Genomic DNA, 20,231 nt, shown 5'->3' on the forward strand with positions numbered 1-20,231 from the left:
GCCGGCGGTCGGCTCGTTAGGCTGAGACAATGACCAGCGAGCCGACCGCCGACCGCGCCGAATCCGACACCGTGGCCACCGCCTCCGGCTCGCCCGGACGGTGGGACGCGATCAAGGATCGCGGGCGCGCCTTCCGGGAAGGCATTGCCGCCCGCCCTATCCTGAACGCCGGCTACCGCGTCGCCGTCGGCGTGATCGGTGGGTTGGTGCTGATCGTCGGGATCGTCACGATCCCGTACCCGGGACCTGGCTGGGCGCTCGTGTTCGCGGGCTTCGGCATCCTGGCAACCGAGTTCATGTGGGCACACCACACCCTCACCTGGGTGCGTGGCAAGTACCGGATCGTCATGGACTGGTACACCTCACGCGGCTGGGTGATCAAGACACTCGGCGCGGTCGCCACCTTCGCCCTCGTCGTCGTGACGTTGTGGCTGCTCGGCACATATTCGATGGTCGGCGGGTGGATCGGAGTCGATTGGCCATGGTTGCGCAGTCCCCTGATGTCGTGAGCACGGCCCCCGGCCGCGCGCTCACCGATCCCGCCTGGATATCGGCCAGGATCACCGAGATGAGCCGCTCGTGGGGCACCGAGACCCGGCGCGTCGGCGGCACCCTGTGGTGGTGCATGGTCGCCTCGGCGCTGGTCGAGCCCATCACCTCCGCCTACGCGAAGGGTTATCCGGCCCCGCTGGCAGCCCTCGACGACTTCGAGTGCGAGATCCGCCCGGACGGGGGAGTGGAGCGAGTGCGGTTCCGCGCCTTCGCTCCCGCCGCGTCGGGCGACACCCGCGAGGCCGTGCGACGGCCGTCCCCCGGCGACACCGCTGTGGGTGCCGCTTTGCGCGAGACGCTGGCAGTCGTGATCCCGCAGGTAGCGGCGGTTTCCGGGGCGGCGGTGCCCGCCCTGTGGGCGATCGTCACCGACGCCATCGGCAACCGGGCCCTCGACGCGGGCGCCCGGGCAGCGGGCGAAAAGCTCGCCGCCGAGGTCGGTTCCCGGCTACCCGCCCCACGCTTCGTCACCCTCGCCGACCGCACGTTCGTCAAGCGGATCTCGTGCTGCCTGGTCTACGAGGTCCCCACCTGCACCATGTGCACCAGTTGCCCCAAACGCCCACCCGCCGAGCGCACGGCCTTGCTGTCGCAAGCCTGATCCCCGGGATCCATCCCACCCCCAGTAGAGTTGGGCGCGGTGCGGGGATGGCCCGCACCGCTGTGGGGTCCGCCCCACAGAACGCGACGTCAAGGAGAGCATTCCCGTGACCACCTCTGCACCGATCAGCCCAGTCGCGCTCGTCACCGTGCCGGCCGGGACTACCGCGGGCGCGGCGGTGCGGGAAGCGGGTCTGCCGACCAAGGGCCCCGACTCCGTCGTCGTCGTGCGCGACGCCGAGGGTGCCCTCAAGGACCTGTCCTGGGTTCCCGAAGAAGACGCCGAAGTCGAGCCCGTAGCCGCGAACACCGAGGACGGGCGAAGCGTGATCCGGCACTCGGCCGCGCATGTGCTCGCCCAGGCTGTGCAGCAGGAGTTCCCCGAGGCCAAACTGGGCATCGGTCCGCCGATCAAGGACGGCTTCTACTACGACTTCCGCGTCGAGCGGCCGTTCACCCCCGAGGATCTGGCCAAGCTGGAATCCCGGATGAAGAAGATCATCAAAGGCGCGCAACGCTTTTCGCGCCGCGTGGTCGAGGTGGAGGACGCGCGCGTCGAGCTGGCCGGTGAGCCGTTCAAGCTCGAACTCATCAGCGACAAGTCCGGCATCGACGACCCGGAGATCATGGAGGTCGGCGGCAACGAGCTGACCATCTACGACAACCTCGACCCGCGCACCGGCGAGAAGCTGTGGGGCGACCTGTGCCGCGGCCCGCATATCCCCACCACCAAGTTCATCCCCGCCTTCAAGCTCACCCGCTCCTCGGCCGCGTACTGGCGTGGCGACCAGGACCGTGAGGACCTGCAGCGCATCTACGGCACCGCCTGGGAATCGACCGAGGCGATGGACGAATACCTGCACCTGCTGGCCGAGGCTGAGCGCCGGGACCACCGCAAGCTGGGCCTCGAGCTCGACCTGTTCTCCTTCCCCGACGAGCTCGGCTCGGGCCTGCCGGTGTTCCATCCCAAGGGCGGCATCATCCGCAAGGAGATGGAGGAGTACTCGCGTCAGCGCCACATCGACGCGGGCTACGAGTTCGTCAACACCCCGCACATCACCAAGGGCGCGCTGTTCGAGACCTCCGGCCACCTGGACTGGTACCGCGACGGCATGTTCCCGGCCATGCACCTGGACGCCGAACTCAACGACGACGGCACCGTGCGCAAGCCCGGCCAGGACTACTACGTCAAGCCGATGAACTGCCCGATGCACAACCTGATCTTCCGGGCGCGTGGCCGTTCCTACCGTGAACTGCCGCTGCGGATGTTCGAGTTCGGGTCGGTGTACCGCTACGAGAAGTCCGGCGTTATCCACGGCCTGACCCGGGTGCGCGGCATGACCCAGGACGACGCCCACATCTACTGCACCAAAGAGCAGATGCACGGCGAGCTCACCACCACCTTGAACTTCGTGCTGTCGCTGCTCAAGGACTACGGCCTCGACGACTTCTACCTCGAGCTGTCGACCAAGGACCCGAAGAAGTTCGTCGGCTCCGACGAGCTGTGGGAAGAGGCCACCGAAACCCTGTCGAAGGTGGCGTCGGCCTCCGGTCTCGAGCTGGTCCCGGATCCGGGTGGCGCCGCGTTCTACGGCCCGAAGATCTCCGTGCAGGCCAAGGACGCGCTCGGCCGCACCTGGCAGATGTCGACCATCCAGCTCGACTTCAACCTGCCCGAACGCTTCAACCTCGAATACACCGCCTCCGACGGCACCAAGCAGCGCCCGGTGATGATCCACCGTGCCCTCTTCGGTTCCATCGAACGCTTCTTCGGTGTGCTCACCGAGCACTACGCCGGTGCGTTCCCCGCGTGGCTCTCCCCGGTGCAGGTGGTCGGCATTCCGGTGGCGGAAAACTTTGTGCCGCACCTGGATTCGGTGATCGAGCGGCTGACCGACGCCGGTGTGCGTGCCCAGGTGGACCGCAGCGACGACCGCATGCAGAAGAAGATCTTCAACCAGACCGCGCAGAAGGTGCCCTTCATGCTGCTGGCCGGCGCCCGCGACGTGGAGTCCGGCGCGGTGAGCTTCCGGTTCCGCGACGGCACCCAGGTGAACGGTGTGCCCGTCGACGACGCGGTGGCCACCATCGTGGCCTGGGTCGGCAACCGGGAGAACGCCTCACCGACCGCGGAGGGCTTCGAGATCGTCAAGGCGAGCTCATGAGCGAACAGGCCGAGGCGTCGGCGGGCTCCATCGTCGACGCCGGGGCGGGCAGGCCCGACCGGTTGCAGCGGATCTGGACGCCGTATCGGATGTCCTACATCACCGGCGAGGTGAAGCCGAAGGACGCCACCGGGCACCCGTTCACCGACATCCCCAAGATGTCGGACGAGGACGGGCTCATCATCGCGCGCGGTGAGCAGGTGTACGCCGTGCTCAACTTGTACCCGTACAACCCAGGGCACATGATGGTGGTGCCGTACCGCCGGGTAGCCGACCTGGAGGACCTCACGCCCGCCGAGAGCGCGGAACTGATGTCGTTCACCCAGCAGGCCATCCGCGTGATGAAACGGGTCTCCCGGCCCGCCGGATTCAATGTGGGACTCAACCTGGGCGGGGTGGCCGGTGGTTCGCTCGCCGACCACCTGCACCAGCACATCGTTCCGCGCTGGGGTGGGGATGCGAACTTCATCACCGTGGTCGGCGGGGTGAAGGTGATGCCTCAGTTGTTGCGTGAGACGCGGCAATTGCTGGCGGAGGCATGGGAGGCGTAGATGTGTGATCATCGCGAAGCCGCGCACATCGCAGCCGATCGGGTGCGGGTGCCCCGCAAGGCGCAGGAGGAATAGGACACCGTGCTCAGCTTCTTCGGGCGGCAGACGTTTGCCAAAGCGACTGCGCCGCTGGGCAAAGCGCTCGTCAAGACCGGGCTCACCCCCGACACGATGACCCTCATCGGCACCGCCGCGACGATCGTCGCGGCGGTGACGCTGTTTCCCAGCGGTCACCTGTTCTGGGGAACGATGGTCATCTGGTTGTTCGTCATGTTCGACATGCTCGACGGTGCGATGGCGCGCGCCCGCGGCGGCGGCACGAAGTACGGCGCGGTCCTCGACGCCACCTGTGACCGGGTGGCCGACGGCGCGATCTTCGCCGGTCTGGCCTGGTGGGCGGTCTACCACGAGCACAGCAAGCAGCTGTTCGTCGCCACGCTGATCGTGCTGGTCACCTCGCAGGTGATCTCGTACGCCAAGGCGCGGGCCGAGGCCAGTGGGCTGTCGGCCGACGGCGGGATCATCGAACGGCCGGACCGGCTGGTGATCGTGCTCGTCGGCGCCGGGCTCACCGGAATCGGCGGACACTGGGGCATCGGCTGGCTCACCTGGGCGGTGTACGTGGCCATGTGGGTGCTGGCGGTGCTCAGCACCGTCACCGTGTTCCAGCGGGTGCTCGCGGTGCGCAACTCGCCGGGCGCGCGCACGGTGATCCCGCCCGCGCCGCAACAACAGGCAGGGGAGACGGCGTCGTGACCATCAGCGAACGGCTCAGCGACTGGGGCTACGCGGCGGGGTGGCGTCTGGTCCGTTCGGCGCCGGAATCCTTGGTGCGCAAGGCTTTCGACTTCGGCGCCGACCGTGCGGCCAAGGACGGCGGACCGCGGCAGCTGCGCCGAAACCTGGCCCGGGTGCTCGGGGTAGCACCGGCGGAGGTTCCCGACGACCTGATGCGGGCGAGCATGCGTTCCTACGCCCGGTACTGGCGTGAGGCGTTCCGGCTGCCGAGCATGGACCACAGCACCATCGACTACTACGTCCACGGCCTGGAAAACGTCGACGCCGGCCTCGAAGCCGGACGCGGCGTCATCTTCGTCCTGCCGCATTCCGGCAACTGGGACATGGCCGGGGTGTGGCTGGTCCAGCACTACGACACCTTCACCACCGTCGCCGAACGGCTGAAGCCCGAATCGCTGTTCGAACGGTTCGTGGCCTACCGCGAGAGCCTCGGCTTCGAGGTGTTTCCGCTGACCGGCGGAGAACAGCCACCGTTCGTGCCGCTGACCGAACGGTTGCGGCAGAACCGGATCGTGTGCCTGATGGGTGAACGCGACCTCACCGGCCGCGGTGTGCCGGTGAACTTCTTCGGCGAACGCACCTGGATGCCCGCGGGTGCGGCCAAACTCGCCATCGAGACCGGCGCCGCGCTGATGCCGGTGCACGCCTGGTTCACCACCGAGGCCGACGGCACCGAAGGGTGGGGTTTGAAAGCCGGTGCGCCGCTGGACGTCTCGGGTGGCGTGGCCGCGACGACCCAGCTGCTCGCCGACGAGTTCGCGGCGAATATCGCCCGGCACCCGGCCGACTGGCACATGCTCCAGCCCCTGTGGGAAGCCGATCTGTCACCGGAACGACTGGCCAGGATCGCCGCGGCCAAGGCAGGTGACGTGCGGTGAGGATCGGCATGGTCTGCCCGTACTCCTTCGACGTGCCCGGCGGCGTGCAGGCGCACGTGGTCGAGCTGGCACGGGTGTTCATCGAGCGTGGGCACCGGGTGAGCGTGCTCGCCCCCGCCTCCGACGACACGCCGCTGCCCGACTTCGTCGTCTCGGCCGGTCGCGCCGTCGCCATCCCCTACAACGGGTCGGTGGCGCGACTGTCGTTCGGACCCATGGCCTACACGCGCATCCGCCGCTGGATCGACAGCAACGACTTCGACGTGCTGCACATCCACGAACCCAACGCACCGAGTCTGTCGATGCTCGCGCTCAAGATCGCCGAGGGCCCCATCGTGGCCACCTTCCACACCTCGACCACGAAGTCGTTGGTGCTCAGCACTTTTCAGGGTGTGCTCCGCCCGTACCACGAGAAGATCAGCGGGCGGATCGCCGTGTCGGAGCTGGCCAGGCGCTGGCAGGTGGAGGCGCTCGGGTCGGATGCGGTGGAGATCCCCAACGGGGTCGATGTGTCGGCGTTCGCGCGCGGCCCGCTGCTCGACGGCTACCCGCGCGCGGGCAGGACAGTGCTGTTCCTGGGCCGCTACGACGAACCGCGCAAGGGCATGGACGTGCTGCTCGCCGCCCTGCCCGCGCTCGTCGAACGCCATCCCGGCGTCGAGATCCTGATCGTCGGGCGTGGTGACGAGGACAGGTTGCGCCGCGAGGCGGGCCCCCACGCCGGGCACCTGCGTTTCCTCGGTCAGGTCTCCGACGCCGAGAAGGCCGCCGCGCTGCGCAGCGCCGACGTGTACGTGGCACCGAACCTGGGCGGGGAGAGCTTCGGCATCATCCTCATCGAGGCCATGGCGGCGGGCACACCGGTCGTGGCCAGCGAACTCGACGCCTTCCGCCGCGTACTGCGCGACGGCAGCGCCGGTCTGCTCACCCCCGTGGGTGACGCGGTGGCACTGGCCGAGGCCATCGACACCCTGCTCACCGACGACGACACCCGCGACCGGTTGGTGCGCACCGCCACCCAGGTGGTCGCCGCCTACGACTGGCCGGTGGTGGCCGAACAGATCCTGCGCGTGTACGAGACCGTCACCGTCGGCGACAACGGGGTGCGGGCCGCCGGATGATCACCTTCTCCGCGACCGCGATCCTCGTTCTCGGCCTGATCGCGCTGTTCGTGCTCGCGCTCGGTGTGTGGGCGGCGTCCACCGCCAACCGGCTCGACCGGCTGCACGTGCGCTCGGACCGGTCCTGGCAGGCCCTCGACGCGGCACTGGCCCGGCGTGCGGTGGTCGCGCGCGCGGTCGCCATGGCCATCGCGGGCCCGGCGAGTACCGACCCGCTGCGATCCGAGCGGGCCGGGCAGCTCGCCGCCCTGGCCGACTGGGCCGAACGCGCCGATCGGGGCGATCGCGAGACCATCGAGAACCAGCTCTCGGCCGCGCTGTCGACGATCGACATCGGTCAGCTGCGACCCCAGCTCGTCGCCGAACTGGCCGACGCCGAGGCCAGGGTGCTCATCGCGCGCCGGTTCCACAACGACGCCGTGCGCGACACCCTCGCCCTGCGCACCCGTCGGCCGGTGCGCTGGCTGCACCTCGGCGGTACCGCGCCGCTGCCGACCTATTTCGAGATCACCGAACGCGCGACACCGGCCGCGTCCACCGGGCTCGAGGTGCACACCACCCGCACCTCGGCGCGCGTGGTGCTGCTCGACGAACAGGACCGGGTGCTGCTGCTGCGCGGGCACGACCCGATGGTTCCCGAGGTAGCGTTCTGGTTCACCGTCGGTGGTGGCGTGGAACCGGGGGAGACCCTGCGCGAAACGGCGGTGCGCGAGGTGTACGAGGAGACCGGGCAGCGGATCGACCCGGCCGCGTTGCGTGGTCCGCTGTGGCGGCGGGTCGCGGTGTTCCCGTTCAACGGTGAACTCATCCGCTCCGAAGAACTGTTCTTCGTCCTGCGCGCCCCCAATTTCGCCTGGCGGCCCGCCGACCTCACCGCGCTGGAACGGCGCACCATCACCGACCACCGCTGGTGCACGCCCGCCGACATCCGCGCCCTCGACGCCACCGGCGAGGCGGTGTACCCGTACCACCTCGACGAGTTGCTCGCCGAGGCGATCGGCGCCGCCGCCGACGACACCGAACCGGTGGTCCGGTCCATTCGCTGATTCGGACCGTGTGTGTCGCCTCACGCCGCGCGGTCCGCAGTCGGTCCAGATGCGGCGGTCGGCGGTATCGGCCCAGGTCGCGACCAGTCCAGTGGGCTCCGACTGGCTATGAACCCTGATTCGGCGGCCACCTAGAATCGCAGGAGACCACACAGTCTGCCCGTTAGGTGCACATGACCCAGGAGAATGCCGTGACTACGCCCGAGACCACATCAACCGTCGGCACCGCCCGCGTGAAGCGCGGCATGGCCGAGATGCTCAAGGGCGGTGTGATCATGGATGTGGTCACCCCGGAGCAGGCCAAGATCGCCGAGGACGCGGGCGCCGTCGCGGTCATGGCGCTCGAGCGGGTGCCCGCCGACATCCGCGCCCAGGGTGGCGTGTCGCGGATGAGCGACCCGGACATGATCGACGGCATCATCTCCGCGGTCTCCATCCCCGTGATGGCCAAGGCCCGCATCGGCCACTTCGTCGAGGCGCAGATCCTGCAGAGCCTCGGCGTGGACTACATCGACGAGTCCGAGGTCCTCACCCCCGCCGACTACGCCAACCACATCGACAAGTGGAACTTCACCGTCCCCTTCGTCTGTGGCGCCACCAACCTGGGCGAGGCCCTGCGCCGCATCACCGAGGGCGCGGCCATGATCCGCTCCAAGGGTGAGGCGGGCACCGGTGACGTCTCCAACGCCACCACCCACATGCGCACCATCCGCGCCGAGATCCGCCGCCTGACCTCCCTGTCCGAAGACGAGCTCTTCGTCGCCGCCAAGGAACTCCAGGCCCCCTACGAGCTGGTCCGCGAGGTCGCCCAGACCGGCAAGCTGCCCGTCGTCATGTTCACCGCGGGCGGCATCGCCACCCCCGCCGACGCCGCCATGATGATGCAGCTCGGCGCCGAAGGCGTCTTCGTCGGCTCCGGCATCTTCAAGTCCGGCAACCCCGAACAGCGCGCCGCCGCCATCGTCAAGGCCACCACCTTCTACGACGACCCCGACGTCCTGGCCAAGGTCTCCCGCGGCCTGGGCGAAGCCATGGTCGGCATCAACGTCGAAGAAATCCCCCAGCCCCACCGCCTCGCCGAGCGCGGCTGGTAATCCCTTCGGGCACAAGCAAACCCGGTGGGCGGCGCATCACGCGCCGCCCACCATTCGCGTAGAACGACGCCTACTTCGTTTCGTTCGGGTGGCTGGTGTGCACCTGTTCCAGGAAGACGGTGTGCTCATGGACGTAGAACCAGATGCGCGCGGTGCCTTTTGCTGTCGGCTTGTGCTGCCAGCGTTCGTGCCGCGCTCCACCGCGTGAGATCGTGCCCAGCTCGCCGCGGAGGGGGTAGTTGGTCGGTGTCGTGGACAGCGGCGTGCGCGAGTGGAAGGCCCATGCTTCCGCCATCGGGTTGCGGATGGTCGCGACCAGATCCCGCCAGCCCTTCTGAGCGTCTGCGGTGGCGAAGCGGATCTCGTACTCGGTCTTTCGTGCGGGGCGTGGGACCAACTCGCCCTTCTTGGCGGCCGCCACTATGGACGCTCGACCGTGTCGTCGCCGTCCAGCCACTCCAGGTCCGTACTGCCCAATCCGGCGGCGATCGCGGATGCCGTCTCCTTCCAGGAGGTCAGTTCGGCGATCGCGAGATGCGGCTGGTCGGTGGAGAACGATGCGCGGGCGGCGTCCACGAGGTCCTGTGCGCAGGTGTCTCGGTCGGTGGGTGACAGCGCGAGCATCCATGGGAATGCCTTGGACATGCGCTCGGCGAGCGAGCCGTTGTCATCGAGGGTGACGGTGATGAGTTGCGCGGCGAACTCGAGCAGGCGCGCGCGCCCCTCTGCCTCGCGCTGCGACATCAGCACCAGCGCCTCGCCGTCGCGGCGGGTCACCGTGACGGGATGGTTCTCGGCCTCGGCGAAGACCTCGGCGGAGTGTTTGCTCAGGTCCGAGGAGCGTCGGGTCCGGGCGGGTAGGCCTGACGTGCGCATGTATCCATCGTATTCGGAACGTATTCGGAAGTCCAGGGTGCACGCAAGGGCCCAGCGATCGCCCGTGAGGCACTGCCGATTGGGCGTACCGTACAGTCGGTACGTGACCGTGCTCGACTTCTTCTTGCTGGTCGTCGCGGGATTCTTCACCGGGTTGATCGGGTTCGTCACCGGGATGGCGTCGATCGTTTCTTATCCGGCGTTGCTGGCTGTGGGGTTGCCGCCGGTGACGGCGAATGTGACCAATACCGTGGCGATGGTGGCCGTGGGGGTGGGGGCTACCGCCAATTCGGGGCGCGAACTCACGGGGCGGGGGCGCACGCTCGTGTGGTGGGCGGGGTTGTCGGCGCTGGGCGGGTTGCTCGGTGCGCTGGCGTTGTTGGTGGCGCCCGAGGGGACCTTCGAGGTGGTGGTGCCGTTCCTGGTCGCGGCGGCGTCGATCGCGTTGCTGGTGCAGCCGGTTGTTCGCAAGCATGTGGGGGAGCTCAGCGCGCCGTGGATCGTGCCGCTGGGGATTCTGCTGATCTCGGTGTACGGCGGGTACTTCGGGGCCGGTGCGGGCGTGATCTACCTGTCGATGATGCTGCTGTGCACCTCCGAATCCGTGTGGAGCGCATCGGTTCTCAAGAGCTTCCTGCTCGGCATCGCCAATCTGGTCGCGGCTCTCGGCTTCGCGATGTTCGGACCGGTGCACTGGTTCGCGGCGCTCGGGCTGGCGATGGGGGCGCTCGTCGGTGGGTGGTGCGGTCCGCCGGTGGTGAAGGTGATCCCGCCGAACCTGTTGCGCGTGACCGTCGGCGTGCTCGGACTCGGGCTCGCGGTGTACCTGGCGCGCTGAACCCGCCCCGGGCGTCACCGCACTCCGTAACCTGAGAACGGTGCACCACTCCGATGTCGAAATCGCAATCCACGCAACAGAACTCGCGTCACAGGTGATCCGGTCGTCGTTCCACGCACCCGTCACCCGCTACGCCAAAGAGGGCGACGACTTCGCCACCCAGACCGACCTGGCCGCCGAACGCGCGATCCTCGAGATCCTCACCGCGGCCCGTCCGCACGACCGGTTCGTCGCCGAGGAGTCCGGCACCACGGGATCGCCGGGCAGCGACCGCACCTGGTTCGTCGACCCGCTCTGCGGCACAAGGAACTTCGCGGTCGGCACACAGCTCGTCGCGGTGAACGTCGCCTTGCGCATCGGGGCCACCGTTCGCGCCGCGGCCGTCGGCGCCCCGTTCACCGGCGAGGTGTTCTGGACCTCGGGCGAGACAGCGTACCGCCGCCACGACGGCTCCGACACCGTCCTGCGCCCCGACGCGGCCACCCGCCTGATCGACATCGACCTCGACAACCCGCTGCCGTGGTCCAGACCCACCCGCCTGCTCGACAGCGTCGCCGCCGACTTCCACCCGCGCGTGCTGTCCACCTCGCTCGCCCTGGTCTGGGTCGCCGCGGGCAGACGCGCCGCCTATGTCACCGGCGGCGACCTGCGCGACAACGTCCACTTCACCAGCGCGGTGGAAATCTGCCGCGCGGCGGGCTGCGTCGTCACCGGAATCGCAGGTCAACCACTACATTCCGCCCCGCACGGGCTCATCGCCGCCGTCGATGCCGACACCCACGCCCGCCTCGTCGACGCGATGCTCGCCCTCCGCTGAAAGGGGCCTTCACAGGCGCGGTACGGCACGTCTCAGACTTTCCTCAAAAACGCTGGGTAGCGTCCTGGCCGAGGCACCGTGGCCCGCGTCGTGTGGCGCCGGTACCGTGCCGTTGGCGCCCACAGGGCGAAAACCGTTGACCCGACGCAAAGGACGAGTGGATGAAGCTTCGTAGGACCGGACGTGTGGCGATCGCAGGCCTGGCCGTGGTCGCCGCATTGGGAATGAGTGCGTGCAGTGACGACAAGGGCGACAAGCCCGCCGCCAAGTCCACGACCAGTGCTCCGGCCACGACCACGGCCGCTGCCGCGGACCTGCCCCCCGTGCCGACGGTGGAAGAGCTCAACGCCCAGCTCAACACCGCGCTGGACCCCTCGGTGCCCAACGAGCAGAAGCTGGACTTCGTGCAGGGCGGCGAGGCCGACCCCGAGCTGCCGAACCGCCTGGCCGTCGCCGCCCGCGATGCCGGTGCCCAGGTGCAGGTCACCGAGGTGACCTCCTTCGGTGACAGCGTGAACGCCAAGGCGAACTTCACCGTCAACGGCCAGACCAATGTGGTCGACGTGCCGTTCGTCGCCGAGGACGGCAAGTGGAAGGTCCAGAAGTCGTGGGCCTGCACCATGCTCACCAACCTCGGCCAGCAGTCGGTCGCCTGCGCCTGATAGCGCCGCGTGCAGCCCCGGTCGCGTTGCGGCCGGGGCTTTCGCCTGTTTTCAGCCGGTGCGCAGGGCCGCGCGGTCCGGATGATCCCAGCGCACTGTCCAGGTGGCGGTCTCGGGATGTTCGGCGTCGTGGTCGCGCAACGCGGGCAGGGTCCACTGGTGCTCGGGTGGGGTGCGGCGCAGTGCCGCCCGCTCGCTGAGCTCGAGCCGTACGGACAGGTCGACGTCGAGTCCGCGGCCGAGCAGCATCGGGCCCGCCACGATCAGCACCAGATCGGCCGGAGCTGTCCGGATGCCCGCCCGCGCCGACCGGTCGCCCGCCTCGTCCCAGAGCGCGGGCAGCCAGCGCCCTACGGTCCGTAGCGGAACCAGAATCTCCCGGCGTATCGCGTCGTAGTCGAACCATGCTGTGCGATAAGACCATTCGTCGGTTCGGCCGTACTCCATCCGCAGCGATGCGGGCCGGACGAAGGCGTGCAGTGACACCAGCTCGGCCGACCGGCCCTGCCCGTTCAGTGTGTCGGCGACCAACTGGGCGAACGCGACCGGTTCGGCGGCATCGGCGGCGTCGACGGCAATCACCCGGCGACCGGGCAGCTCGGAGACCCGCTCGGCGACCAGGCGGGCCAGGGTGGTGGGGGAGACGGGGGTGAACGACGGCACCACCCCATTTCAGCAAATTCCCGCCGCGCGCCGCCGAGCCGGACAAACCGTGCGGTCCGCCTAGCGATAATCTCGTCCGCATGGCGACAATCGAAGAGGCGCTCGAGGTCGAGCGGCTGGAACGCGACATCTTCCGCGGGGCGGCCACGGAATCCCAGCTGACGCGGACCTTCGGCGGTCAGGTCGCGGGCCGGGCGCTGGTCTCGGCGGTGCGCACCGTCGACCCCGCCTACCAGGTGCATTCGCTACACGGGTACTTCCTGCGCCCGGGCAACCCGGAAGAGCCAACCATCTACCAGGTGGAACGCATCCGCGAGGGGCGCTCGTTCTGCACCCGCCGCGTCACCGGCATCCAGGACGGCGAGGCGATCTTCACCATGGCCGCCTCCTTCCACCGCGGCGATGTGGGCCCCGAGCACCAGGACGTGATGCCTGTGGTCGAGGGTCCCGAGAACCTGCCCGACGCCAAGACCACGCTGAGCCCGGAACGGTTGTGGGCCATGCGCGAATGGGAGCACTGGGACATCCGCACGGTCCCGCAGGACCAGGTCGCCCGCCGGGAAGGCACCGTCTCCCCGCAGCAGGTGTGGTTCCGCTACCGGCACGCGTTGCCCGACGACCCGATGTTCCACGTCTGCACCCTCGCCTACATGAGCGATATGACGCTGCTCGGCTCGTCGAAGGTGACCCACCCCGGCGTGCCGACCCAGGACGCGTCCCTCGACCACGCCATGTGGTTCCTTCGCCCGTTCCGCGCCGACGAATGGCTGCTCTACGACCAGTCTTCGCCCTCGGCGGGCTTCGGCCGCGCCCTCACCGGCGGCCGGATCTGGGATCGCGAGGGCAACCTGGTCGCCGCCGTCGTGCAGGAAGGCCTCATCCGCACGCCGCGCGAGGCGTGAGCGCGCCCACACCGGCCGGGCTCGTAAGCTCAGCGGCTGTGAACGCAACATCCACGCCGACGATCGGTGTCCTCGCACTCCAGGGTGACGTGCGCGAACACGTTGCCGCGCTGCGCCACTGCGGCGCCGCACCGGTGCTGGTGCGCCGCGAGTCCGAGCTGGCCGCCGTCGACGGGCTGGTGCTGCCCGGCGGCGAGTCGACCGCCATCTCCAAGCTGCTGCAGGCCTTCGACCTGCTCGAACCGTTGCGCGCGCGGCTGCGCGACGGGCTGCCCGCGTTCGGGTCGTGCGCGGGCATGATCCTGCTCGCCTCCGAGGTGCTCGACACCCGGCCCGACGCCCAGCACCTGTCCGGCATCGATATGACGGTGCGCCGCAACGCTTTCGGTCGCCAGGTCGACTCGTTCGAGACCGACCTCGACTTCAGCGGCCTCGACACGCCCGTGCGCGCGGTGTTCATCCGCGCGCCGTGGGTGGAGCGAGTCGGTGACGGCGTCGAGGTACTGGCGCGGGTGCCGCACGGCCCGGCACAGGGCCGGATCGTGGCCGCCAGGCAGGGCAATGTCGTGGCGACCTCGTTCCATCCCGAGGTCACGGGTGATCTTCGGGTGCACGAGCTGTTCGTCGACCTCGTGCGCAAGGCAGGGTGAACCTCCGCGTCCACCGGCGTGGCGGGCACGAGTAGGCTGGTTCGAGCTTGTCCGCCCGGGCAGACGCGCAACCGACCTGAAGGAAGTAGGGCATGAGCGGCCACTCCAAATGGGCCACCACCAAGCACAAGAAGGCGGGAATCGACGCCAAGCGCGGCAAACTCTTCGCCAAGCTGATCAAGAACATCGAGGTGGCGGCTCGCACGGGTGGCAGTGACCCGGCGGGCAACCCGACGCTGTACGACGCCATCCAGAAGGCCAAGAAGTCGTCGGTCCCCAACGACAACATCGAGCGCGCCCGCAAGCGTGGCGGCGGCGAGGAAGCCGGCGGCGCCGACTGGCAGACCATCATGTACGAGGGCTACGGGCCCAACGGTGTCGCCGTGCTGATCGAGTGCCTCACCGACAACCGCAACCGCGCCGCCGGTGAGGTGCGCGTCGCGATGACCCGCAACGGTGGCAACATGGCCGACCCGGGTTCGGTGTCCTACCTGTTCGCCCGCAAGGGTGTGGTGACCCTCGAGAAGAACGGCCTCACCGAGGACGACGTCCTCGACGCGGTCCTCGACGCCGGCGCCGAAGAGGTCAACGACCACGGCGACGCCTTCGAGATCATCAGCGAGCCCGGCGATCTGATCGCTGTGCGAACCGCGCTGCAGGACAAGGGCATCGACTACGACTCGGCCGAATCCGGTTTCCAGGCGTCGGTGTCGGTGGCGGTCGACGCCGAGGGTGCGCGCAAGGTGCTCAAGCTGATCGACGCCCTCGAAGACAGCGACGACGTGCAGAACGTGTACACCAACGTCGACATCTCCGACGAGGTCGCCGCCGAGCTCGACGACGAGTAGATCTTCCCCCGTGTACCGCCCCGGCCGTGAATTCGGCTGGGGCGGTTCGTGTCTCTACTCCCGGTAGTGGTCGGCCAGCGCCGGGTAGTAGTCGGCGAAGTCGGGTCGTTCGGTGTTGGTGCAGGCGGCGACGAACATGTCCGCGTAGTACTCCCAGCCCGGGCCGATCTGCGAGGTCTCGGCCAGCTGGTACTCCGAGGTGAGGTGGTGGACCAGCCGCACCTGGGTGGCGGTGCCGGTGTCGAGCAGGGTCACCTCCATGCGCCACAGCCCGATCTGGTCGGCCGAGGACACGGCCAGCCGCACCGGCGGGGTGCAGTCGTCGATGCGCATCTCGGTCCAGGGCTGCCCGTCCTCGAACCGCAACTGCACCTGGATCATGTTCCCGGCGCCCGGTTCCCCCTCCCAGGTGCCGTACCAGCCGGCGGTCAGGTCGGGATCGGTCAACCGTCCCCACACCTGTTCGATCGGTAAGGCCAGTGACCGGGTGATCACCAGGTCGCGGCCGTCTTCGGTCGGTACGATCTCGCCGGTCGGCATCGGCATGACGCGGTTCTCCCTCGCTCGAACGCCTCGGACAACAGGTCGACCTCGACGGTACGCCGCCCCCGATGAGGTAGCGGGGATATTCGCGTGACCAGCACAATGTCGGTATGACTCGGATCGAGGCGGTACGCGGCGACATCACCGAACAGCACGTGGACGCGGTCGTGAACGCCGCGAACTCCTCGCTGCTGGGCGGTGGGGGAGTCGACGGCGCGATCCACCGCAAAGGTGGGCCCGAAATCCTGTCGGCGTGCCGCGACCTGCGTGCCTCCCGGTACGGCAAGGGCCTGCCGACGGGGCAGGCGGTGGCCACGACAGCAGGACGGCTGCCCGCCCGCTGGGTGATCCACACTGTCGGCCCGGTCTGGTCGGCGACCGAGGACCGCTCGGCCCTGCTGGCTTCCTGTTACCGCGAATCCCTGCGGGTGGCAGACGAATTGGGTGCTCGCACGGTGGCGTTCCCGGCGATCTCCACCGGCATCTACGGCTGGCCGATGGACGACGGCGCCCGCATTGCCGTGGAAACGGTGCGCGCCGCCGACACGGCCGTCGACGAGGTGCGCTTCGTGCTGTTCGACGACCGCGCGCTCACCGAATTCGCCGCGGCTCTGTCGACCAGCTGAGTGCGGGCCTCCGTGGGTACCACCGGGGTGCACTGCGCTGTACGTGAATATCTCTGTGCCGCAGGCAAGCTGGGTCTACTGCGTGACTCGACGTGATTCGAGGCCGTCGAGGATCAGGTCGAGGCCGTAGTCGAATTCGGCGGTGTGGTCGTAACCGGGTCGCAGGGCGTGGTCGACGATCATCTCGGTGAGGTAGGGCAGTTCCGCGGTCGGCAACTGGTCGAGGATGCCGCCCGCCACGTCCTCCAGGTCGTCGGGGTTGGTGATCGGCAGGTTCGCCTCCTGCAGCACGTACCCGTCGACGTAGCTGTCGAGAAGCGAGATCGCGTGGGCCGCCATCGGGAGCGAGAAGCCCGCTCGCCGCAGGATGCCGAGGACGGCGTCGTGGTGCCGCAGGGTCGCCGGGCCCGGGTTGCGCCGCGAATCCATGAGTCCGAGTGCCCAGCTGTGCCGGGACAGCACCGCGCGGGCGGAATGCGCGCGCGAACGGATCGCCGCTCGCCAATCCTCGAAGTCCCCGCTCGGTAGGTCGATCGCGGCGAAGACGGCGTCGACCACCCCGTCGAGAACCGCGTCCTTGTTCGGTAGGTGGTGATACAGCGACATCGCCTCCACCCCGAGTTCCTGTGCGATCCGGCGCATGGTGATCGCCTCGACGCCGCCGCGGTCGGCCACCCGGATCGCGCCTTCCAGTATCCGTTCGCGGCTCAGCGGTCGGCGTGTGGAGGGAGTCGACATATTGACAATCTTACAGCCGTAAGTCAGCCTTACATGTGTAAGAACGAGTGAAGGAGGCCGCTGATGCCGATGCCGAGATGGTGGGGTCGGGTGAACAAGCGGGTGTTCAACCCGCGAGCACTCGCGAGCGGCAAATGGCCGGTGCTCATCCACACCGGCCGCGTATCCGGAGTCACCCACCGCACCCCGCTCGACGCCCATCCGATCGAAGGCGGATACCTGTTCGTCCTGGTCTACGGCTCCCGTTCGGACTGGGTCCGCAATGTCCTCGCCGCGGGCAGCGCCCGCCTGCGCGTCGACGGCACCGAAGTGGATCTCACCGCCCCGCGCGTGATCGACCGCGAGGAAGCCTCCCGGATCCTGCCGACGGATGTAACCCGACCGCCCGCCGTCCTGCGCATCACCGAGTTCCTGCGGATGGACCGCGCGGGCTGACGGCCGGAACGTGTCGGAACCCGCTGCCACACTGGCGCGCATGACGGAAAATGCTCTGCCGTTTCGGGTTCGGATCCCGGTGCGAGTCTCCGATCTGGATCTGCAACAACACGTGACGGGTGCGGCCTATCAGCAGTTCGCCGACCACGCACGGTTCGCGTGTGTAGGCGCGGCCGGTGTGTCGGTACCCGACATGCTGGCCGACGGCATCGGGCCGGTGAACCTCGAACTCACCGTGCGCTACCTGCGCGAGCTGCGCGCCGGCGACACCGTCGAGGTCGACTGCCGCTGGGAGTGGGGGACCGGCAAGACCTACCGGGTCGAACACGAACTGCGCCGCGACGACGGCGAACTCGCCGCCACCGTGTCGTACCTGAGCGGCATGCTCGACCTGACCGAGCGCAAACTCCTACACGAACCGAAGCGCATCTGGGCCGAACGGGCGAGCGAGCCCGCATTACTCGGCCTCCCCTGAAGGCGGCGACCGGCCCTCGTGTCGCTGGTCGGACGGTGTGCTGCAATGCTTTAGACTTTCGAACAACTGTTCGTGTCTTCGAAGGGGCTGCCGGTGCGGGTGATGGGCGTCGATCCCGGGCTCACCCGGTGCGGGCTCAGCATGGTGGACAGCGGTCCCGGCCGTAAGGTCGTGGCCCTCGACGTGGGCGTCGTACGGACACCGCCGGAGAGCGAGCTGGCTCTGCGGTTGATGGCGGTGGCCGATGCCGCCGAGGAGTGGATGGACACCCATCGACCCGAGGCGGTGGCGATCGAGCGGGTGTTCGCGCAGCACAACGTGCGCACCGCGATGGGAACCGCGCAGGCCGGTGGGGTGATCGCGCTGGCGGCGGCGCGGCGAGGCATCCGGGTGGCGTTCCATACCCCCAGCGAGGTGAAAGCGGCTGTCACGGGCAACGGTTCGGCCGACAAAGCGCAGGTCACCGCCATGGTGACCAGAATCCTCGGCCTGCAGGTCGCACCGAAACCGGCCGATGCCGCCGATGCGCTCGCCCTGGCGATCTGTCATTGTTGGCGGGCGCCGCTGCTCGACCGGATGGCGGCCGCACAGGCGAAGGCCGACGAGGTGCGTCGCCGCTACGAACAACGGCTCGCCGAACAACGGAAGGTGGTACGCGGGTGATCGCGTCGGTACGCGGTGAGGTCCTCGAGATCGCGCTCGACCATGTGGTGATCGAAGCCGCGGGCGTCGGGTACCGCCTCAACGCCACCCCCGCCACCCTCGCCAGCCTCACCCGAGGCGAGGAAACCCGCCTCTACACGGCCATGATCGTGCGCGAGGACTCGATGACGCTGTTCGGGTTCGCCGACACCGAAGCCCGCGACCTGTTCGGCCTCCTGCAGACCGTGTCCGGTGTCGGCCCACGCCTGGCCATGGCGGTCCTGGCCGTCCTCGAACCCGAGGCGCTGCGAAAAGCCTTGGCGGAGAGCAACGTCGCCGCCCTCACCCGGGTGCCCGGCATCGGTAAGCGCGGCGCCGAACGCATGGTCGTGGAACTGCGCGACAAGGTGAACCTGGTGCCTGTCCCGGCCGGACCGCCCGGCGCCGAAACCCCGGTCACCCCGGTCCGCGAGCAGGTCGTCGAAGCGCTCATCGGCCTCGGCTTCCCGGCCAAGCAGGCCGAACAGGCCGTCGACACCGTCCTGGCCGACCAGCCCGCCGCCACCACCTCCGTGGCCCTGCGTGCCGCCCTCGGTCTGCTCGGCAAGAACAGGTAACCCATGGACGACGAGTTCGACACCGACGAATCCGCCCTCGCCGCCCGGTATCTCAGCACCGACGGCGACACCGAGACCGGCCTGCGCCCCACCTCGCTCGACGACTTCATCGGCCAGCCACGCGTGCGCGAACAGCTCGCCCTCGTCCTGCGCGGCGCCCGGCAACGCGGCGCCACCCCGGACCATGTCCTGCTGTCCGGCCCGCCCGGACTCGGCAAGACCAGCATGGCGATGATCATCGCCGGCGAACTCGGCACCGCCCTGCGCATCACCTCCGGGCCCGCCCTGGAACGCGCGGGCGACCTGGCCGCCATGCTGTCGAACCTGGTCGAAGGCGATGTCCTGTTCATCGACGAGATCCACCGCATGGCGCGGCCCGCCGAGGAAATGCTGTACCTGGCCATGGAGGACTTCCGGGTCGACGTGGTGGTCGGCAAAGGTCCCGGCGCCACCTCCATCCCGCTCGACATCGCACCGTTCACCCTGGTCGGGGCGACCACCCGGTCGGGCGCGCTCACCGGCCCGCTGCGCGACCGGTTCGGCTTCACCGGCCACATGGACTTCTACGACACCGACGAACTGCTGCAGATCCTGCTGCGCTCGGCCCGCATCCTCGGTGTCCACATCGAACACGACGCCGCCGCCGAGGTCGCGGGCCGCTCCCGAGGCACGCCGCGCATCGCCAACCGGCTGCTGCGCCGGGTGCGCGACTTCGCCGAGGTCCGCGCCGACGGCCTCATCACCCGTGAGATCGCCCAGTCCGCGCTCGAGGTCTACGACGTCGACGTACTCGGCCTCGACCGGCTCGACCGGGCCGTGCTCGGCGCGCTGGTCCGCGGTTTCGGCGGCGGACCGGTCGGGGTGTCCACGCTGGCGGTCGCCGTCGGCGAGGAAGCCGCCACGGTGGAAGAGGTGTGCGAACCGTTCCTGGTGCGCGCCGGACTCGTCGCCCGCACCCCGCGCGGACGGGTCGCCACGGCCGCCGCCTGGGAGCATCTTGGTCTGGTGCCACCACCGGATCTGGTGTTCGGCGCCATCGAAGTGCGTGGGCGCGAACCACAACCGAGCCTCGACCTGTTCGACCGGTAACGGCG

26 protein-coding genes are annotated in these 20,231 nt (G+C 69.0%); 21 read left to right on the plus strand and 5 right to left on the minus strand.

Going from position 1 to position 20,231, the window contains the following annotated elements; genetic code table 11:
* The first annotated feature begins 29 nt into the window (after positions 1-29).
* From ACWEVR_RS04195 to pdxS, 9 genes are all read left to right on the plus strand, one after another.
* Positions 30-509, plus strand: a complete 480-nt coding sequence (locus tag ACWEVR_RS04195) for a TIGR02611 family protein (protein ID WP_452465776.1) — start codon at positions 30-32, stop codon at positions 507-509.
* A complete protein-coding gene (locus ACWEVR_RS04200; RefSeq protein ID WP_452465777.1) occupies positions 506-1,153 on the plus strand; it encodes a (2Fe-2S)-binding protein in 648 nt (215 codons plus the stop codon). The genes ACWEVR_RS04195 and ACWEVR_RS04200 overlap by 4 nt, the downstream gene beginning before the upstream one ends.
* Positions 1,154-1,259: 106 nt before the next feature.
* Positions 1,260-3,317: a threonine--tRNA ligase gene (gene thrS / locus ACWEVR_RS04205; protein WP_452465778.1), complete on the plus strand. Its 2,058-nt coding sequence runs from the start codon at positions 1,260-1,262 to the stop codon at positions 3,315-3,317.
* The gene (locus tag ACWEVR_RS04210; RefSeq protein ID WP_067636189.1) at positions 3,314-3,868 is read left to right on the plus strand and encodes an HIT family protein; all 555 of its coding nucleotides are present in this window, start codon (positions 3,314-3,316) and stop codon (positions 3,866-3,868) included. The genes thrS and ACWEVR_RS04210 overlap by 4 nt, the downstream gene beginning before the upstream one ends.
* A gap of 81 nt (positions 3,869-3,949) precedes the next feature.
* Entirely contained in the window at positions 3,950-4,624 is a 675-nt protein-coding gene (gene pgsA, locus ACWEVR_RS04215; RefSeq protein WP_067636187.1) for a phosphatidylinositol phosphate synthase, read from the plus strand.
* A complete protein-coding gene (locus tag ACWEVR_RS04220) occupies positions 4,621-5,544 on the plus strand; it encodes a phosphatidylinositol mannoside acyltransferase (RefSeq protein ID WP_452465779.1) in 924 nt (307 codons plus the stop codon). Before pgsA ends, ACWEVR_RS04220 begins: the two co-directional genes overlap by 4 nt.
* Positions 5,541-6,665, plus strand: a complete 1,125-nt coding sequence (locus ACWEVR_RS04225) for a glycosyltransferase family 4 protein (RefSeq protein ID WP_452465780.1) — start codon at positions 5,541-5,543, stop codon at positions 6,663-6,665. The genes ACWEVR_RS04220 and ACWEVR_RS04225 overlap by 4 nt, the downstream gene beginning before the upstream one ends.
* Complete coding sequence (locus tag ACWEVR_RS04230) at positions 6,665-7,711, plus strand: NUDIX hydrolase (protein ID WP_452466147.1); 1,047 nt, start codon at positions 6,665-6,667, stop codon at positions 7,709-7,711. Before ACWEVR_RS04225 ends, ACWEVR_RS04230 begins: the two co-directional genes overlap by 1 nt.
* Before the next feature lie 173 nt (positions 7,712-7,884).
* The gene (gene pdxS / locus ACWEVR_RS04235) at positions 7,885-8,805 is read left to right on the plus strand and encodes a pyridoxal 5'-phosphate synthase lyase subunit PdxS (protein ID WP_174550208.1); all 921 of its coding nucleotides are present in this window, start codon (positions 7,885-7,887) and stop codon (positions 8,803-8,805) included.
* Between the two features lie 70 nt (positions 8,806-8,875).
* On the opposite strand, the gene ACWEVR_RS04240 is transcribed toward pdxS, so the two are convergent.
* Together ACWEVR_RS04240 and ACWEVR_RS04245 are read right to left on the minus strand one after the other, a co-directional pair.
* Complete coding sequence (locus tag ACWEVR_RS04240) at positions 8,876-9,226, minus strand: hypothetical protein (protein WP_452465781.1); 351 nt, start codon at positions 9,224-9,226, stop codon at positions 8,876-8,878.
* Positions 9,226-9,681 carry a prevent-host-death protein gene (locus ACWEVR_RS04245; RefSeq protein ID WP_452465782.1) on the minus strand — a complete coding sequence of 152 codons (456 nt, stop codon included), beginning with the start codon at positions 9,679-9,681 and terminating at the stop codon, positions 9,226-9,228. Before ACWEVR_RS04245 ends, ACWEVR_RS04240 begins: the two co-directional genes overlap by 1 nt.
* Before the next feature lie 103 nt (positions 9,682-9,784).
* On the opposite strand from ACWEVR_RS04245, the gene ACWEVR_RS04250 reads away from it, so the two are divergent.
* The 3 genes from ACWEVR_RS04250 (at position 9,785) to ACWEVR_RS04260 (ending at position 11,998) form a co-directional block, all read left to right on the plus strand.
* Positions 9,785-10,519: a sulfite exporter TauE/SafE family protein gene (locus ACWEVR_RS04250; protein ID WP_067492931.1), complete on the plus strand. Its 735-nt coding sequence runs from the start codon at positions 9,785-9,787 to the stop codon at positions 10,517-10,519.
* A 40-nt stretch (positions 10,520-10,559) separates the two neighbouring features.
* The gene (locus ACWEVR_RS04255; protein ID WP_452465783.1) at positions 10,560-11,336 is read left to right on the plus strand and encodes an inositol monophosphatase family protein; all 777 of its coding nucleotides are present in this window, start codon (positions 10,560-10,562) and stop codon (positions 11,334-11,336) included.
* A gap of 161 nt (positions 11,337-11,497) precedes the next feature.
* Positions 11,498-11,998, plus strand: coding sequence for a hypothetical protein (locus tag ACWEVR_RS04260; RefSeq protein ID WP_067636177.1), 501 nt, complete (start codon positions 11,498-11,500; stop codon positions 11,996-11,998).
* 51 nt (positions 11,999-12,049) lie between these two features.
* Here ACWEVR_RS04260 and ACWEVR_RS04265 read toward each other — a convergent pair whose 3' ends face one another.
* Entirely contained in the window at positions 12,050-12,661 is a 612-nt protein-coding gene (locus tag ACWEVR_RS04265; protein WP_452465784.1) for a hypothetical protein, read from the minus strand.
* 80 nt (positions 12,662-12,741) lie between these two features.
* On the opposite strand from ACWEVR_RS04265, the gene ACWEVR_RS04270 reads away from it, so the two are divergent.
* From ACWEVR_RS04270 to ACWEVR_RS04280, 3 genes are all read left to right on the plus strand, one after another.
* Entirely contained in the window at positions 12,742-13,563 is an 822-nt protein-coding gene (locus ACWEVR_RS04270; RefSeq protein ID WP_452465785.1) for an acyl-CoA thioesterase, read from the plus strand.
* Positions 13,564-13,601: 38 nt separating this feature from the next.
* Entirely contained in the window at positions 13,602-14,213 is a 612-nt protein-coding gene (pdxT, locus tag ACWEVR_RS04275; protein ID WP_067492939.1) for a pyridoxal 5'-phosphate synthase glutaminase subunit PdxT, read from the plus strand.
* 92 nt (positions 14,214-14,305) lie between these two features.
* Positions 14,306-15,061: a YebC/PmpR family DNA-binding transcriptional regulator gene (locus ACWEVR_RS04280; RefSeq protein ID WP_067492941.1), complete on the plus strand. Its 756-nt coding sequence runs from the start codon at positions 14,306-14,308 to the stop codon at positions 15,059-15,061.
* Positions 15,062-15,115: 54 nt separating this feature from the next.
* On the opposite strand, the gene ACWEVR_RS04285 is transcribed toward ACWEVR_RS04280, so the two are convergent.
* Positions 15,116-15,607, minus strand: a complete 492-nt coding sequence (locus ACWEVR_RS04285) for an SRPBCC domain-containing protein (protein ID WP_225280574.1) — start codon at positions 15,605-15,607, stop codon at positions 15,116-15,118.
* A 107-nt stretch (positions 15,608-15,714) separates the two neighbouring features.
* On the opposite strand from ACWEVR_RS04285, the gene ACWEVR_RS04290 reads away from it, so the two are divergent.
* A complete protein-coding gene (locus ACWEVR_RS04290; RefSeq protein ID WP_452465786.1) occupies positions 15,715-16,230 on the plus strand; it encodes an O-acetyl-ADP-ribose deacetylase in 516 nt (171 codons plus the stop codon).
* Positions 16,231-16,305: 75 nt separating this feature from the next.
* Here ACWEVR_RS04290 and ACWEVR_RS04295 read toward each other — a convergent pair whose 3' ends face one another.
* A complete protein-coding gene (locus tag ACWEVR_RS04295) occupies positions 16,306-16,968 on the minus strand; it encodes a TetR/AcrR family transcriptional regulator (protein ID WP_452465787.1) in 663 nt (220 codons plus the stop codon).
* Between the two features lie 63 nt (positions 16,969-17,031).
* Here ACWEVR_RS04295 and ACWEVR_RS04300 point away from each other — a divergent pair, with 63 nt between their 5' ends.
* The 5 genes from ACWEVR_RS04300 to ruvB all read left to right on the plus strand — a co-directional run bounded on the left by ACWEVR_RS04300 (position 17,032) and on the right by ruvB (position 20,226).
* Entirely contained in the window at positions 17,032-17,403 is a 372-nt protein-coding gene (locus ACWEVR_RS04300) for a nitroreductase family deazaflavin-dependent oxidoreductase (RefSeq protein ID WP_452465788.1), read from the plus strand.
* A 40-nt stretch (positions 17,404-17,443) separates the two neighbouring features.
* A complete protein-coding gene (locus tag ACWEVR_RS04305) occupies positions 17,444-17,878 on the plus strand; it encodes an acyl-CoA thioesterase (RefSeq protein ID WP_452465789.1) in 435 nt (144 codons plus the stop codon).
* 93 nt (positions 17,879-17,971) lie between these two features.
* A complete protein-coding gene (gene ruvC / locus ACWEVR_RS04310; protein ID WP_452466148.1) occupies positions 17,972-18,541 on the plus strand; it encodes a crossover junction endodeoxyribonuclease RuvC in 570 nt (189 codons plus the stop codon).
* Positions 18,538-19,137, plus strand: coding sequence for a Holliday junction branch migration protein RuvA (gene ruvA / locus ACWEVR_RS04315; protein ID WP_452465790.1), 600 nt, complete (start codon positions 18,538-18,540; stop codon positions 19,135-19,137). Before ruvC ends, ruvA begins: the two co-directional genes overlap by 4 nt.
* A 3-nt stretch (positions 19,138-19,140) precedes the next feature.
* A complete protein-coding gene (ruvB, locus tag ACWEVR_RS04320) occupies positions 19,141-20,226 on the plus strand; it encodes a Holliday junction branch migration DNA helicase RuvB (RefSeq protein ID WP_067636163.1) in 1,086 nt (361 codons plus the stop codon).
* The last annotated feature ends 5 nt before the right edge of the window (positions 20,227-20,231 follow it).

Source organism: Nocardia sp. NPDC003979 (assembly GCF_053605015.1).